Genomic DNA, 14,849 nt, shown 5'->3' with positions numbered 1-14,849 from the left:
ATCCCCACCTCCCCTATACCATTAGTATGAAGGATGGACATGTTTTAGAATAAAAAGAACGACAACGACATGCGATGAATTGTTTACCTCTAAAAGAGCCAGTAAGGAGAAGTGACTGCAGCAATGATTAGCATAAAAAACAAAACTAATAACACCCTTATAAGAGGAAAAGAAAGTGTTGTTGTTTTCTTTTTTCTCGACCTTCTTCGATGTATTTGACTTCTTGGTGGAAGTGGCTCCTCTATTTCGGATTTCAGTTGAAACGATTCCATTTGTTCACGTAATGGATCTGCCTGATCATGATCTTTCCAATTTTCAGCCATTTCCGTCACTCCCCTTCTTAACACGGTATTGGTATCGTATAAATAACCCTAATAAAAAATCAATCAAAAAATGCGCAAAGATCGTTACCATTATGTTACCTGTCCAATAAAACAACGCTCCTAATAAAAAACTTACTAACCAAACATTTAAAAAAAGGACTGGTTTATTCAAATAACGAAAATGTATTAAAGCAAAAAGGGTACTAGCAATAACTAAACCAAAAGCTGATTGCAAAACAGCTCGAAATAATAACTCTTCAGCTACAGCTATAACGAGACATAGAATTGTTAATTCTAGGAGAGATAAATGCCGAAAAACTCGTTCATTAATTCCACCATCATCAAGCCATGATTTCGGTAACAAACGTTCTAGAATAATATCTAGTAAAACGATGAAAACGGCAACTCCTCCGCCTACTCCTATAATAAGCCCAATATTGACTTGAAACAAGCCAATAAATTCGTGCCAGTTATCAAATACAAACCAACCAATAATCCCAGCTAGAATCAGCAAAATCACTTGAGTGGCATAAACATTTAACTTGAGTTCCCGATCAGTTAATTCAGCTACAACATCACTTTGTTTTTTCATTCACCTTTACACTACTCCCAAATAAATCGCCTAATAAGTCTCTCCACGATTCCATTTTTTCTATCTTATCTTCCTGTTCATTTTTATCCATTGGTAAGGTTGCCCCGCAATTATCACAACAATTCTTTGGCCTGCTCTCTATTTGTTCTGAGAAATAAAACAGAAGTTTCTCTCTTCGACAGGCGGTCGTGCGTATCCACCTTAAAAATGTTTCAAGCCTCTTTCTTTTGCTCTCTAACCGCTCTTGTTCATGTTCCCGTATGCGAGAACGGACGGAATCAACAGAAAAAGGTCGTACTTGGTCACCTTGTATGATTCCTCTTGTCTCTAATTGATATCGAACGATACGCCAAGCGATTTCATTTCCATTAAGTCTTTCCAATATCATTCTCTCTTGTTCCTTTGTCCATGTCCGTACATTTTTCACGTGGTTTAGCATCTCATTTAACTGATCATCCGTCGCTCTCTCTCCCTCTAGTAAAAGCGTATTTAAACCACGATCTTCCTCACAAAAGAGTAAAATCGCTACACTTGGCTTTCCATCTCTAGCAGCCCGGCCAATTTCTTGAACGTACGATTCCATATCAATAGGATAATGAAAGTGTAGAACGTAGCGAATATCTTTTTTATTAATTCCCATACCGAATGCACTTGTACAGCAAATGACATCAAGCTGGCCATTCATAAATTGCTGTTGAATTAAAAGTCTATCTTCTGTTGACAATCCGCCATGATAATGAGCAACCCTCCCGAACCCTTTGCGTTTTAATGTTGCTGCTACATTTTCTGCCCACATTCTGCTAGAAAAGTAAATCATTCCTGGCCCTTGCAAATATTCCACAAGTTGCTCAACCCGTTTCATTTTTTGTTGATTTGTTTCACATGTTTCAACATGGTATGTAATCGATGGACGGTCGACAGAATTAATTAAATAGCAAGGGGCGTTCATGTGAAGTCTAACGCTAATATCTTGTTGAACCTCTTTTGTTGCTGTCGCCGTAATTGCAAGACATGGAGGATTTCCAAGAGCTTTTTTCACTTGACCTAAGCGTAAATAATCTGGCCGAAAATCATGCCCCCATTGAGAAATACAATGGGCCTCATCAACAACAAAATATGAAATATGAACTTTCGATAATTGGTTTTGAACGTATGGAATTTGAAGCATTTCTGGAGATACATAGATCATCTTGTACATATGTAATGTAGAAAACACATTATGTCGTTCTTCTTTAGACAAAAAGCTATTTATGGCTGCTACAGACTTAATTCCATCACTGCGCAGTTGTTGTACTTGATCTTCCATAAGTGATAATAATGGGGAAACAATTAATGTAACTCCTGATGAGAGCAAGGATGGAAGCTGGTAACAAATCGATTTACCCGTTCCTGTTGGGAGCATTGCAACAATATCCTTTCCAGAAAGTAACGCTTCAATTACTTCTTTTTGTCCAGTTCGAAAGCTTGTATACCCAAAATAATGTTGTAATGATTTCTCAAGCTCCATACTTCACCTTCTTCCTAGCTAACGCTAATCGGATAACAAAATAATCTACTTCAAATGGGATGTTATCTTTTAGATCACGCAAGCGAGTTGTTTGGAGTTTTCTTGAAACTTTCACAATCAATTCCTCGACTTCTATAGGAACGTATGGTCGGATTGAAAAATCTGGGTTTTGAATAGCAATCTCGACAATATGATCTTCAATCGTATTTCGTTTTAACTTTCGTATATGACTTATTTCCTCAATTGTTTTTCCTTTCTCTAGCAGACCATACGTCTCTCTTGCCGATTCAGTTAATACAAACGAGCTTTTTAACCCTTGAATGAATAGAGGTAAATGTACAAATTGTTCATTACGTTCAACCTTCTTAATCAAACGATGCAACGTAGATAAGTGGATGATATTAATTTTTTCAATACTTAGTTTCAACTGGTCTGCTATTTGCTGTTTCGTCATGCCAACTTTTTGCCTCCCACTAAGCTGTAAAACCATAACTAAAGCTTGGACTTCGGAACAATCTTCAAGAAATCTCTCTAGGTCAATATGTAACTGCCGAGCTAATTCTTCTCTTTTCCGTTGCTCTTTTGGAAGGTGCCTTCTCACCCAATCTTGAACGTCAATTTGATGAGTTACAGGAAAGAAACGGTGGTGACCATTAGTAACATTTGTAATTACTTGAACATATAATGATAATCGTAACCATACTTGTTCAGAAAAACGGTGATAGTCCCAACCTTGCAAATCGTTAATAAAAGGATGTTCTGTTTGAAATTTATGTATTTTCCTATAACCTGCTTCGGTTAAACAGACTCGATCGCTATCGACCTTTTCGACATAACCATTAGAAATGAGACTGGAAATATCACTTTCAATCTTTTCACGAGTTAACGTCGGGAACAATCCAAAATAAGTAAGCACACCAAAAAAAGCTCCATCTTGAATAGTTTGTGCAGATTTTTTTCCCTTAAGTAAATGAAAAATACCATAGATCGATCTCTCAGATCCAAAAGCTTGAATGGTAGACGCAATGATCGCCTGCCTTATTGTCTCCAAACGTGTTCACCACCTTAAACAACTATATTTTAATTGTAACAAATTCCAGTGATCAAAGCGGCTGAAAAGTACACATTGAGTAAATAAATAAGACGAACACGTTTAAATTTCTCTCTATCTGAAACAAAATTGGTTGAAAAGTTTGGCAATCCGTTTTACAATAGGTCAGTAGAAATCATATGGTTTTGTCAAACTAGTAATAAATGGAACAGGATGTTAAATGGAGGGTTTTGAATATGGCAAAGTACACAATCGTTGATAAAGATACCTGTATTGCATGCGGAGCTTGTGGCGCTGCAGCACCGGATATTTATGATTATGATGATGAAGGAATTGCATTTGTAATTCTTGACGATAACCAAGGAACAGCAGTAATTCCTGAAGAGTTAGAAGAAGATATGATTGACGCACAAGAAGGTTGTCCAACTGATTCCATCAAAGTAGCAGATGAATCGTTTGATGGGGATGCGCTTAAGTTTGAATAAGCAACGAAAGATAGCTCAAAATTGAGCTATCTTTTTTTCTGTTTGCAACGTTTTAAAGAGTAAGTCCTTTTAGTGCAAGTACACAGTTATTGGACCAAATCTCTGCAAAAGATTCAACAGATAAAGGATTGGTGCCAACACCGACTTCAATTGTAAAGCCCGCTCTACCTGTTTCCTGAATAAACCAATCCTTATATCCACCATCACTTTCAGCTGTATGAACAGGTGTATATGAACTAACTATTGATAATCGATGAACCATCTCTTTGCTTTCTTTTGGCTCTAATCCACGGTATCCCCAATAAATCACTTGCCCCTGAGAATGAAAAGCTAAAACATAAGCAAATGAATGTTCCATTGTAAATCTGTATATAGCTTGCGCTTCTGGTTCCGTTAACGGTCCCTTACCGCTATAATGCCTTGCCCAAGGTATTTGAGGTGAACCTTTTGCTTCCTCTTCCCATCCTGCTGGCCACTGATGATTTAAGTCGACCCCCCTAATATTACTCGACCAATGCTCAAACCTCTTAGCCCCTTTATTTATGTGTTGCACCTCTTTGAAAAATGGATGATCTGGATAAATTCCTTGAAGAACGAGATCTACTCCATCTGGATTGACTAATGGTACAACATAAAGGGTCACGTCTTGTAACAGTTTTGTTACGTCATATCCATACATAAGCTCACCTTTTTTGTGAAAGGTCGCAAGTTCATGTATGTAACGAGTTAAAAATTTACTCGTATGCCATTCGTTTGCATGCCAACCCCCTGAATAAAACACCTCTTTCTTACCACTCCCTATTGAAAGAGCATAAATCGGTTGATTCATGACAGAGTAACCTAAAATTTCTACTCGAATACCCAAATTCTTTAAGTCAGGAAGTCTTTTTTCTAAATCACTTTGAGAAAATTCTGTTTGACTGTCCCAATCAGTAATAATGTTTTGTTCAGCTTGAATAGCTGGTATATGAATTTCCATTCCTGGCTGTACATAACTATTTTCGGCATAAATATGTGGGTTGAATAACAATAGGTCGAATGGACGTATGTTATACAAATACGCTATTTTTTTGACGGTTTCCCCTTTTTTAACGATATGTTTCATGCTATCCCTCCTCGATTCATTTATATGTACGAATGCTTTGAACCATACAAATGAAATAAATTTACCTTGTTTACATTTTATAAAATAAGTATTTACTTCTACATTTAGATTGACAGCTTGAAGACATTGTGTTAAATTATCAAACAATTAGTACTATTTCATCTTTATTGACAATTCAACATACAAGAAACGATGATGAAGAATGAAAGAATGATAAACCAATTCAGAGAACTAGTGGTTGCTGCGAACTAGTTTGGTCCATTCTTGATAGCCCTTCGGAGTTCATGTACTGAAAAGTAAGTAGGTACATTCGGATAATCCGTTATCTTGGAGACATATCTCCTTAAGATGCGCTCTCTTTGCGCATGAATGAGGGTGGCACCGCGGTATAAACCTTCCGCCCCTCACGGCAGCCGTCGTGTGGGCAGAAGGTTTTTTGGCGTATCTCACTAACATAAGTTGAAAAGATAAGGAGTGTAGAGAATGAAGAATCAAGTAATTGTCGACCGTCCTACAGGAAATCAAACAAAAGCGAAATATCAAATTTTAGTTTCAGACAGCATGAGCAAAGAGGGATTGTTCCCTTTACTAGAGAGCAATCAAGTTAAATGTGTTGAAAAAAACGTAAACGAGGTTGATGATTTATCTCTATTTGATGCCCTACTTGTTCGAAGTGCAACAACAGTGACAGATGAGCTATTAGCCAAGATGACTAATCTAAAAATTGTTGCAAGAGCGGGGGTAGGGGTAGATAACATTGATCTTGACGCAGCAACAAAACGGGGCGTAGTCGTCGTAAATGCACCTGATGGCAATACCATTTCAACAGCTGAACATACATTTGCGATGATGATGTCTTTACTTAGAAATATCCCTCAAGCCGTTGCTTCTATAAAGGCAGGAGAGTGGAATCGAAAAGCATTTCAAGGATATGAATTACGCGGAAAAACACTTGGAATAGTAGGATTTGGCCGGATCGGTACTCAATTGGCTCAACGTGCAAAAGCATTTGAAATGTCTTTACTCGTTTTTGACCCATTTTTAACGAAATCCCGCGCCGAAAAACTTGGTGTAGCGACAGCAACTCTCGATGAAGTCCTTACTGGGTCAGATATTATTACCGTCCATACACCACTAACGAAGGAAACGAAAGGGTTACTAGGAATGGAGAATATCGCCAAAACAAAACCTGGTACATTTTTAATTAACTGCGCACGTGGTGGAATCATTGATGAACAAGCATTGAAACATTTCTTAGCTAACGGCCACATTGCCGGAGCCGCACTTGACGTATTTGAAGAAGAACCTGCAACAGATAAAGAGCTCCTTTCTTTTCCAAATGTAATCGGAACACCACATATTGCAGCTTCAACTAAGGAAGCTCAACTGAATGTAGCCGCTCAAGTTTCTGAAGAGGTCTTGCGCTTCCTTGAAGGCGAACCAGCTAGCAATTCCATAAACTTACCTACACTTTCAAAAGAAGTCTATGAGAAAGTTAAGCCATTTTATGAACTTACAAAGAAAATGGGGAATATTCTTTCTCAAGTGATGCGTACACCTGTACAAGAAATTGATGTAAATTATGGAGGAACTGTAACAGGTTTAGAAACATCTATTACAACCCGTAGTCTTATCGTAGGCTTTTTGCAACCACGTGTTGATGCAGCAGTAAATGATGTAAATGCGAGTTTAATTGCAAATGAACGAGGCATTAGCTTTGGTGAAAAGCAAATCAATCATACGTACGGTTACTCAAACATCATCCACGCGGTTGTCCGTGGAGAAGACCGGATATTTGAATTAAAAGGGACGTATATAAAAGAATACGGCCCACGAATTGTTAATATTAATGGGTTCAATGTTGACTTTACTCCAAGTGGTCATTTAATCTACATCCAACATAATGACAGACCAGGAGTAATCGGTCGTATGGGTCAACTTTTAGCAGAACATCAAGTGAACATTGCTACGATGCAAGTTGGTCGGAAAGAAGAAGGCGGAGAAGCGATTATGATGGTCGCTGTCGATAAACTTGTTGACGATAAGGTTATTCAGGAACTTAAACAAATTGAAGGCATTCACTTTGCTGATACGATTGAGTGCTAACAAAAGAGGGGGCTGAAAAAGTCTCTTTTAGCAAATTCGAGGAAGTAGCAATGGCTTCACACGTTGCACGCCAGCTACGAGAAACCCACTCATAGCATGCTCAAGACAATGCAACGGTTCCGCTCATTGCTTAAAGGCCACTGAAAAAGGAGAAGAACATTACCTTTTTTCAGTGGCCTTCTTTCTTTAGCTACCAAATATATGTGAATAGTACATCCAACTGCTCTTCCACATCTCTTAATAAATACGCTCTCCCTAATTCTGTCAGCGTTAACCGATCTTTATTTCGGCTTACCAATCTCTCAGCAAAAGCGACATCAACATAAAATTGATACAAATGCGCCCCCTTTTGCTTTGTCTTCTGGCTCATCAATCCGTATCCAAACGTGCGATCATGTGAGCGCCAGAAGCGGGGATGTAGTTCATTCTCATTAATCATTCGAATCGATTCGTGCTGATTAATTTTTTTGAGCATAAAGATAAAACCATCAACCAAGTCCACTTGATAGCTATTTAAATCAGTCTGCTTATTGAGCCATTGGAATAACTCCGTATCCGTCTTAACCTGTTCCAATCCCATTAACAATTTCATCCCTATCAATCAAAAACTTGCTTTAATTTTACCATATTCGACAAGTTTTTCACAGACTTGTCCATTAATTTATAACGATGGTCTGACCTGGAATGATCACATCTGTTTGTAAATCATTTTGTTCTATAATTTCTACAGCCGTTACTCCATAGCTCCTTGCAATAGAGGTTAACGTTTCTCCGGATTGGATAACATGGACCTGATCGGTTTGAAACACAACAAGTGTATCATCAACTGTAATGACGTCACTAGAAAGGTGATTCCACTCTTTTAACTCATCTATGGAGACCCCATATTTTTTTGAAAGACTCCATAATGTGGCTCCTGCATTCACGGTTACTTCGACTGGCTTATCAGAACCCAAACGATCCTCACTCTCTTCTAGTTGGTTTGGACTCAAAACAGAAACAATCTCGCGTTGCTTCCAGTCTTCCCCATACGGAGAGTCATCTCCTAATGAGGCAAACATATACTCAGGCTCCTTTGATAGAACTAGAAACGGATCTATTGACTCTGATTTTTCGACATTCCACTTTCCTTTATGTACTTCAAAATGCAGGTGATTTCCAGAAGATCTTCCAGTTGTACCAACAGTACCAATTTTCTCCCCTTCTGTTAGAGCTTGTCCCTCTTCCACCATTCTCTCATGAAGATGAGCATACACCGTTTCAAGTCCATTTTCATGGTCTACAAAAACGACATTTCCATATGTATCAGAATAGTACGATCTACTGACCGTACCATTTGCAATCGTTACAACAACTGTTCCTTCAGGAGCAGCAATATCAATTCCATAGTGCTTGCCCCATCTTGTCCCATATGTATCGGTTATTTCACCGACAGTGGGCCAGATAAGAGCTTCAAAGAGCTCTTCCGGCACCTCTTCTTTTGTTTGGGCAAAAGATGTTGATGTACTTATAAATAGCAGGCCAATAAACGTAGCTAGGGCCAGAGCAATACAAATTCGCTTAATAAAATCAACCATACTTTCCTCCTCATTTGTATCTATTCGTCATTCCCATTGTTTCACATAGTTATCCTATTGAAGCTTGAATCATATTATTCCATTATTTTATTACTCAATTGCTCCTGATTGAATAATCTTTACATCTACATGTACGTTAAATTCAGCACTTGGATATAAGAAACTTTCCCATTCTTCTGGGTTCCAGTCTCTAGTTGTGCTCCGGTATTTTTCTCCCATTCCAACCGGATCTATACCTCCTTCTTGAAATTGAACTAATAATTCCTCACCTCGATTTGCTATTTGCTCTTCAATAGACTGTTCCATTTCTTTAATAATATCGGCCTGATCTAAATTCATCTTTCCGTCATAATCTTCGATAGCTCCCTTTATGGATATATCGAGGGTAAATACAGGCACATCTCCTGATTTATCTAAATTCCTTTTCACATCACTATGTAGCTTATCTAGTACAACATAACTTTGTTCACCTTCATACTCTACTTCAAATTGCTGAACTGCTTGCCTTGTTGTATCGATCATCATTTTTAAAATAAAAGAGTCATTCAGATCAAGTTTGGAATGATACCTTTCTCCATCAAACAACGCCGTCCCTATTACTAATATTCGATCATCTTCCGTTTGCTCTAGCATTGGCAAGTAAGGATCACGCCCATCATTATAAAGACTAAAGAGAAATTCATGCATATTTGTAGGAGGTAATATACTTGTATCATTATTTTGTTCAATAAGCTCTGGTATATAAACCCCTGCCAATTCACCAATTCCTAAATCTGAATCAAGCATAGCACCAGCTTCACTTCCTTCTGCAACGGCTAATAATATGCGATTTCCAACGGAAGGATCACGATACATGGCTCTAACAGTATTTTCCACGCCTTGTTCAGCTAACTCCTGACTAAAAAGTAACAGCCTTAGTTGCCCAAACCTTATTGGCTTTTGAGATTGTTTGTTTAATGATATTCTCGTTCCTTTTGCCGTTTCTCCCGTTGCAGAAATAATCCCTTGTTGTAATTCTTGTTCTTGGCCTTGTTCTGGGAACGTCGGAAACGTAACTGTAAATTTTAATCCCTTTTCCTTATCTAAATCAAATGCTGCTGCACGAATCATTGAAACTTCATCCACAATCCTTGTCTCTAAACATCCTGATAGAACAAACAACAGAAGTACTAATAAACTACATAGAAGTCGTTTGTTCATGACTGCCCCTCCTGAACTTCAACACGATCGCTTGTAAAACGACTAGTATCGGTATATAGACAAAAACGAGGTAAAATCCAACTTCACCAACCCACGTATCAACTAAACTCACTTCTTGCCTAGTCGGCATTAATAATACGAGTATAACCATTATAGCTAAAGATATAACTAGTGCTATTCTTTGATTCATTTGAAAAATCCGTTTTGCACAACGACTCGCCGCCCATAAAGCGAGCGCAATATTGGGGACAATGAGAAACATCCATATAGAAATCCCAATATACTCAAATCGTTCTAAAAAAGGCAACTGCACGACTTTAAAAAGAGTAAGGGTTGCCCAAATCGTCCGATTCAACTGTTCTTCACTGTAAAAAGCTAAGCTAACGACCATAAGGCCCGTATACGATATCGTGGTCATCGCCGCTCCAAAGTGGGCCCATTTTTGAGTAAGTTCTTTGTTTTTAAGGAATGGATAATAAAGCATCAACAGCTCAAAGCCAAGAAAGCTTAAAGTCGTCTCTTTAGCACCTAATGCAAGCTCCACAATCGAATGTTTCCAAATGGGAAGCATATTAATAAAATTAGCAAATTCTAATGGCAATAGCAGGATTGGAACTAATACAATCGGGATAACGACACCTAAGAATGTTAATCCAACAACGGTCCTAAATCCTCCAGAAACAACATAATAAAAAAAAGCAGCTGCTACAATAGCCATGCCCCAAGTAGGAAGGTCTGGAAACATCCAAACTTGAACAATCTCAATATATCCCCGCAAAACGGTAGTTCCTAAAACAACAAAATATAAACAAGCAACAAAACTTAACGTATTCCCAAGCCATTTCCCAAATATTTGCTGATGAATAGAAATTAAATCGCCATTTGAACGCTTTAGTAAAATATACATGCAGGCAATAACCAGATGGACAACCATCCCCGCCATTAAGACAGAGATCCACGCATCATACCCAGCGCTTTTTACGACCGTTCGTTGATAGCTTAAAACCCCCATCCCCACTTGCATGCCATTTATCAAAAATAACGTTAAAAACCCTGAAACTAAATATTTCTCTTTAATCGGATTGTCCATTTGTTCACCTCCAACTATTCATCAATATCATGTTTCTTACTTGCTCTTGAGAAATTAAACCTACCTTTATCCCGTGGTCTTAAATAAACCGGACGTGTCGACATCCAGTTAAATGGCAGTCTTACAAATGCATCTTTCCAATCTGTAAATCTAGGTGGGAAGATCGGTTCAAAATAAGGTCTTCCTAGTGACTTCAATTGCAATAGATGGGCTATTGTTACTAAAGCAAAAAACGCAATCCCAACTCCTCCAGTAAAAGCAGCGGCTATTAAGATGGGAAATCGAATCAAACGGATTGTATTGCCCATTTGATAAACGGGTGTTGTGAAAGAAGCAAGAGCTGCTAAAGCAACGATAATAAGAAGAATATTGCTTGTAAGACCAGCCTCGACCGACGCTTGTCCAATAACAATCCCTCCAACGATCCCAATGGTCTGACCAACTTTTGTCGGTAATCTAGCCCCAGCTTCTCGTAATAGCTCAATTGTTAATTCAAGAAAAATTGCTTCAATAATCGGCGGAAAAGGGATATTGCTCCTAGATGCAATAATGGTTGAGAGCAAATCTCTAGGAATCAATTCATAGTGAAATGTCAGCACCGCTACATATACAGGAGTTGCAAAAACGGAAAAAGCAACAGCAAAGAAACGTAATAACCGTACACTTGATGAAATGTGCCAGGACATATAGTAGTCTTCTAACGATGAGAAAAACTCAACCAAAGTCGTTGGACCAAAGATCGCTTCTGGTGATCCATCAGCTAAAAAGGCGACTTTCCCTTCCGCTATGGCTGCTGCAACACGCTCTGGCCTTTGTGTATTAATCATTTGAGGGAAAACAGACATCTGATTATCACTAATCATTTGTGCTAAACTATTTGAATCGATCACCTGGTCAAATTCAATGTCTGACAATCTTTGTTCGAGCGTCTTTAAGTTTTCTTTGTCAACAATGCCCTCTATATACAACAAAGAAACACGAGTCTGTGTCATTTTCCCTAGTTTCATTTCCTTTATTTTTAATTGCGGCAAAGGCAATCGTTTCCGGATTAAATTAATATTTGTATCTATTGACTCAATAAAGGACTCTTGTGGACCATTTACAGTAAATTCATTTTCTGAGGGAGCTACTTCGCGACCCGAATCTAGCGCCACTTCAACTACTGCACATTTTGATTGATTTCCCCCTTCAAATATGACAATAAAACCTTGCATAACCTTCTCACGTAAATCATTTGGTGATTTAATGATTTCCTTTGCTTGTATCGGAATGTTCCTTACTATTTCCTCTAATGTTTGACTTTCTGACTCTGTGATAAATGGAAGGATGTCTTTATTTAGACGATCTGTATCAATTAATGTTTGAAAATACGCAATATGAAACCCTTTGGAGGCGATCGATAAATCATGCATGACAAAATCACTTGATTGTTGAAACAACTGTAACGCATCTTGAAGTGTTTCTTTTCGTTTATCTTGAATTTGTTTCAACAGCCATCTTCCAAGCACTTCTATCACCCTTTCCCGATTCTCCATACATTGTCGCTTTTAGTATGAAATGGAATCAGTGCAATTATGCGGTTGCAAAGTAATATTCTAAATAACATAATCAACAGAGCTCTTCTATTCGCATAAAAAAAGAACATAAGCATCTGCACGCTTACATTCTCAGTGTGTATGGACAGTCACTAGGATTTCTCCTCGCTCTAAGCTAACATCTGACTTTATTAGTACAGGGTATGGATGAGGGTTTGTAAACCTAAAATCCGGCCCTCCCCACGAAACCGTTGCATCTCTGCCAGGAGCAACATAACCAATTTCTCTAGAATGCGTGTATCTTTCAACCATTTCTAAACCGGCCTTATCGACTGCATTAAACAACGTGGATGACGTTTGGCATATCCCTCCTCCAATACCGATAACGAACTCTTTATTAACAATTTCCTTCGCTTCTTGATACCCCCGCTCTCTTGTGCGCTCCCCAACTGTTTGGTTAAATGAAAACGAGTCACCTGGACCTAAAACAACTCCTGAAATAGCCTCAGCTGATAATTTCACGTTTTGAGATCTTCCTGAAACGGCAGGGTTAAAATGTGTTTTAAATTCGCCTATCGTTCGTTGATCAATCCCAACTAGATCTTCTTCTGAAACAGAAGGTGCAGTGACAGAAATCGGCATCACTAGATCTTTTGTTCCTGCTTCTAATTCTTGTAATTGGTCAACAAGCTCCTGCTCGGATAAAACCACTCGTTCTTTTCCTGGAGTAAACTCCCCATTTGGAAGGATGCGTGGATTTTCCATCGCTTTGTCTATTTGCATAGCTAACTCTCTAGCTAATTGTTGTAAAGCTTCTTTATCAAGCGAATGACTAGACATATATCCATAGTCATTTAGAACGACATCATGTTGTTGGTCATTCCATTCATCAATTAAATTAAGTTTCCAATACACAGGTTGTTTCCAATTCAATTCCGATTGAAAATAAGTAGAATGAGCGGCAACAGGTTTAGGTCCTTCAGCCGAAACATCATTACTACACCCAGCTAATAATAAAAGAACAACAAGCCAACTTTTTTTCATCCCATATCCCCCTCTAACTTGTTCCAACACATTTACCAATATATGAGAGGAAATATGATTCATTCCAGGCAAATACACAATTCTTGTTAAAAAACGAGTACAAATCACACTAAGCAATAGGAAGACCACTGAAAAAAGGTGAAAACCGTTCCTTTTTCAGTGGCGTCTCTAATAACACCGCTTCATATTACTGCTCTTTCTTTCGCTTTCCTCCTTTAAAAACAATTGCACTTCTTTCATATTCTACATCCTTTACTCCAAGCCTAGCATTGACGACTCGGGCAATAGCAAAGAAATAATCAGAAAGTCGGTTGAGATATTTTAATACAATTGGATTCACCTCTGAGTCGCGTTGCAGCCTTGTCACATAACGTTCTGCTCTCCTTGTAACAGTTCGGCACACGTGAAGTGTAGCCGCAGCATCTGCACCACCAGGTAAAATAAATCTTTCTAATTCAGGAGCTTCTTCAACATAAACATCAATTCGCTTTTCTAAGAAATCTATCATTTCTTGTTTGGCTTTATAAGGGTATTCTTTTGTCGCCCTTATCATCGCTAAATCCCCACCACAATCAAACAATTCATGTTGAATTTTTATTAATTCCATTTTTATATCAGGAAACTGTTCTTCATCCAACTGTGCCACAGCCTGACCGATAAATGAATTCAATTCATCTGTCGTGCCGTATGCAATAACCCGAGTGTCATCCTTATCAAGCCTTCCTCCTATTACACTCGTTTTCCCCTCATCACCTGTACGTGTATATAACTTCATCTAACATCCTCCTTTATCCTATTATTATCTCATGAAAATATTATCCTTTTATGAAATCGCTTTTTTAAAAATATGTACGTTCTATCCAAGATAGTAGTAGTATTACCTGAGACGCTCCATTCATTTTAGTATACATGATTATTGTATCCACATAAAAACACTAGGTTTTTAAATGTGATAATAAAATAACTATTGACAACCAACTACCTCTTAAGATAAAGTTTAAAACAATTTCATATGTTGAAAATAGGTACTTTGAATGTTGATTCAAAGTTTAAAAGGGAATCCGGTGAAAATCCGGAGCGGTCCCGCCACTGTATTAGAGGAGTTATCATGAATTGTCACTGGCCACTGCTGGGAAGACCATGATGACGTTGATTCTAGAGCCAGGAGACCTGCCTATTTTAACAACACTGCTTTACCTACGGGAGATAGGGAGGTGTTAACAATATTTCATTA

The 14,849-nt window shown here is 38.2% G+C and carries 14 protein-coding genes, 1 riboswitch and 1 other annotated feature; of the genes, 2 read left to right on the top strand and 12 right to left on the bottom strand.

What is annotated here, in order from left to right; all coding sequences use genetic code 11:
- Positions 1 to 89: 89 nt before the first annotated feature.
- From MF646_RS01935 to MF646_RS01920, 4 genes are read right to left on the bottom strand one after another with little or no spacing between them, the layout of a single operon-like run.
- A complete protein-coding gene (locus MF646_RS01935) occupies positions 90 to 323 on the bottom strand; it encodes a hypothetical protein (RefSeq protein ID WP_250094808.1) in 234 nt (77 codons plus the stop codon).
- The gene (locus MF646_RS01930) at positions 316 to 915 is read right to left on the bottom strand and encodes a CPBP family intramembrane glutamic endopeptidase (protein ID WP_250094807.1); all 600 of its coding nucleotides are present in this window, start codon (positions 913 to 915) and stop codon (positions 316 to 318) included. The genes MF646_RS01935 and MF646_RS01930 overlap by 8 nt, the downstream gene beginning before the upstream one ends.
- Positions 899 to 2,422 carry a RecQ family ATP-dependent DNA helicase gene (locus MF646_RS01925; protein ID WP_250094806.1) on the bottom strand — a complete coding sequence of 508 codons (1,524 nt, stop codon included), beginning with the start codon at positions 2,420 to 2,422 and terminating at the stop codon, positions 899 to 901. The genes MF646_RS01930 and MF646_RS01925 overlap by 17 nt, the downstream gene beginning before the upstream one ends.
- On the bottom strand, positions 2,412 to 3,473 hold the full coding sequence (locus tag MF646_RS01920; RefSeq protein ID WP_250094805.1) for a YpbB family protein: 1,062 nt from the start codon (positions 3,471 to 3,473) through the stop codon (positions 2,412 to 2,414). The genes MF646_RS01925 and MF646_RS01920 overlap by 11 nt, the downstream gene beginning before the upstream one ends.
- Before the next feature lie 236 nt (positions 3,474 to 3,709).
- Here MF646_RS01920 and MF646_RS01915 point away from each other — a divergent pair, with 236 nt between their 5' ends.
- Positions 3,710 to 3,958 carry a ferredoxin gene (locus MF646_RS01915; RefSeq protein WP_250094804.1) on the top strand — a complete coding sequence of 83 codons (249 nt, stop codon included), beginning with the start codon at positions 3,710 to 3,712 and terminating at the stop codon, positions 3,956 to 3,958.
- A gap of 52 nt (positions 3,959 to 4,010) precedes the next feature.
- Here MF646_RS01915 and MF646_RS01910 read toward each other — a convergent pair whose 3' ends face one another.
- Positions 4,011 to 5,063, bottom strand: a complete 1,053-nt coding sequence (locus MF646_RS01910) for a M14 family metallopeptidase (RefSeq protein WP_250094803.1) — start codon at positions 5,061 to 5,063, stop codon at positions 4,011 to 4,013.
- Between the two features lie 183 nt (positions 5,064 to 5,246).
- Positions 5,247 to 5,471: a binding site (T-box leader), on the top strand.
- Between the two features lie 75 nt (positions 5,472 to 5,546).
- On the opposite strand from MF646_RS01910, the gene serA reads away from it, so the two are divergent.
- Entirely contained in the window at positions 5,547 to 7,169 is a 1,623-nt protein-coding gene (serA, locus tag MF646_RS01905; RefSeq protein WP_250094802.1) for a phosphoglycerate dehydrogenase, read from the top strand.
- Positions 7,170 to 7,359: 190 nt separating this feature from the next.
- Here the strand turns inward: serA and MF646_RS01900 are convergent, their stop codons facing one another.
- From MF646_RS01900 to MF646_RS01870, 7 genes are all read right to left on the bottom strand, one after another.
- Positions 7,360 to 7,749 carry a hypothetical protein gene (locus MF646_RS01900; RefSeq protein WP_250094801.1) on the bottom strand — a complete coding sequence of 130 codons (390 nt, stop codon included), beginning with the start codon at positions 7,747 to 7,749 and terminating at the stop codon, positions 7,360 to 7,362.
- Positions 7,750 to 7,825: 76 nt separating this feature from the next.
- A complete protein-coding gene (locus tag MF646_RS01895; RefSeq protein ID WP_250094800.1) occupies positions 7,826 to 8,746 on the bottom strand; it encodes a peptidoglycan DD-metalloendopeptidase family protein in 921 nt (306 codons plus the stop codon).
- Positions 8,747 to 8,836: 90 nt separating this feature from the next.
- Entirely contained in the window at positions 8,837 to 9,946 is a 1,110-nt protein-coding gene (locus MF646_RS01890; RefSeq protein ID WP_250094799.1) for a Ger(x)C family spore germination protein, read from the bottom strand.
- Positions 9,924 to 11,036, bottom strand: coding sequence for a GerAB/ArcD/ProY family transporter (locus MF646_RS01885; protein ID WP_250094798.1), 1,113 nt, complete (start codon positions 11,034 to 11,036; stop codon positions 9,924 to 9,926). The genes MF646_RS01890 and MF646_RS01885 overlap by 23 nt, the downstream gene beginning before the upstream one ends.
- A 14-nt stretch (positions 11,037 to 11,050) precedes the next feature.
- On the bottom strand, positions 11,051 to 12,526 hold the full coding sequence (locus MF646_RS01880) for a spore germination protein (protein ID WP_338035465.1): 1,476 nt from the start codon (positions 12,524 to 12,526) through the stop codon (positions 11,051 to 11,053).
- A 177-nt stretch (positions 12,527 to 12,703) separates the two neighbouring features.
- Positions 12,704 to 13,615: a VanW family protein gene (locus MF646_RS01875; protein ID WP_250094796.1), complete on the bottom strand. Its 912-nt coding sequence runs from the start codon at positions 13,613 to 13,615 to the stop codon at positions 12,704 to 12,706.
- A 187-nt stretch (positions 13,616 to 13,802) separates the two neighbouring features.
- A complete protein-coding gene (locus MF646_RS01870; protein ID WP_250094795.1) occupies positions 13,803 to 14,390 on the bottom strand; it encodes a cob(I)yrinic acid a,c-diamide adenosyltransferase in 588 nt (195 codons plus the stop codon).
- A gap of 230 nt (positions 14,391 to 14,620) precedes the next feature.
- Positions 14,621 to 14,807: riboswitch (cobalamin riboswitch) on the top strand.
- Positions 14,808 to 14,849: the final 42 nt, after the last annotated feature.

It is taken from the genome of Halalkalibacter alkaliphilus, assembly GCF_023555415.1.
In the GTDB taxonomy this organism is placed as follows: domain Bacteria; phylum Bacillota; class Bacilli; order Bacillales; family Bacillaceae_D; genus Halalkalibacter; species Halalkalibacter alkaliphilus.
Note: the sequence above shows the minus strand (reverse complement) of the source record. Positions and strands in the feature narration are given on the sequence as shown.

Excerpts from the sequence above, each read along its gene's own strand:
- MF646_RS01900 (WP_250094801.1), bottom strand. The coding sequence starts at position 7,749 with ATGGGATTGGAACAGGTTAAGACGGATACGGAGTTATTCCAATGGCTC.
- serA (WP_250094802.1), top strand. The coding sequence starts at position 5,547 with ATGAAGAATCAAGTAATTGTCGACCGTCCTACAGGAAATCAAACAAAA.
- MF646_RS01890 (WP_250094799.1), bottom strand. The coding sequence starts at position 9,946 with ATGAACAAACGACTTCTATGTAGTTTATTAGTACTTCTGTTGTTTGTT.
- MF646_RS01875 (WP_250094796.1), bottom strand. The coding sequence starts at position 13,615 with ATGAAAAAAAGTTGGCTTGTTGTTCTTTTATTATTAGCTGGGTGTAGT.
- MF646_RS01930 (WP_250094807.1), bottom strand. The coding sequence starts at position 915 with ATGAAAAAACAAAGTGATGTTGTAGCTGAATTAACTGATCGGGAACTC.
- MF646_RS01870 (WP_250094795.1), bottom strand. The coding sequence starts at position 14,390 with ATGAAGTTATATACACGTACAGGTGATGAGGGGAAAACGAGTGTAATA.
- MF646_RS01910 (WP_250094803.1), bottom strand. The coding sequence starts at position 5,063 with ATGAAACATATCGTTAAAAAAGGGGAAACCGTCAAAAAAATAGCGTAT.
- MF646_RS01915 (WP_250094804.1), top strand. The coding sequence starts at position 3,710 with ATGGCAAAGTACACAATCGTTGATAAAGATACCTGTATTGCATGCGGA.
- MF646_RS01885 (WP_250094798.1), bottom strand. The coding sequence starts at position 11,036 with ATGGACAATCCGATTAAAGAGAAATATTTAGTTTCAGGGTTTTTAACG.
- MF646_RS01935 (WP_250094808.1), bottom strand. The coding sequence starts at position 323 with ATGGCTGAAAATTGGAAAGATCATGATCAGGCAGATCCATTACGTGAA.
- MF646_RS01925 (WP_250094806.1), bottom strand. The coding sequence starts at position 2,422 with ATGGAGCTTGAGAAATCATTACAACATTATTTTGGGTATACAAGCTTT.
- MF646_RS01895 (WP_250094800.1), bottom strand. The coding sequence starts at position 8,746 with ATGGTTGATTTTATTAAGCGAATTTGTATTGCTCTGGCCCTAGCTACG.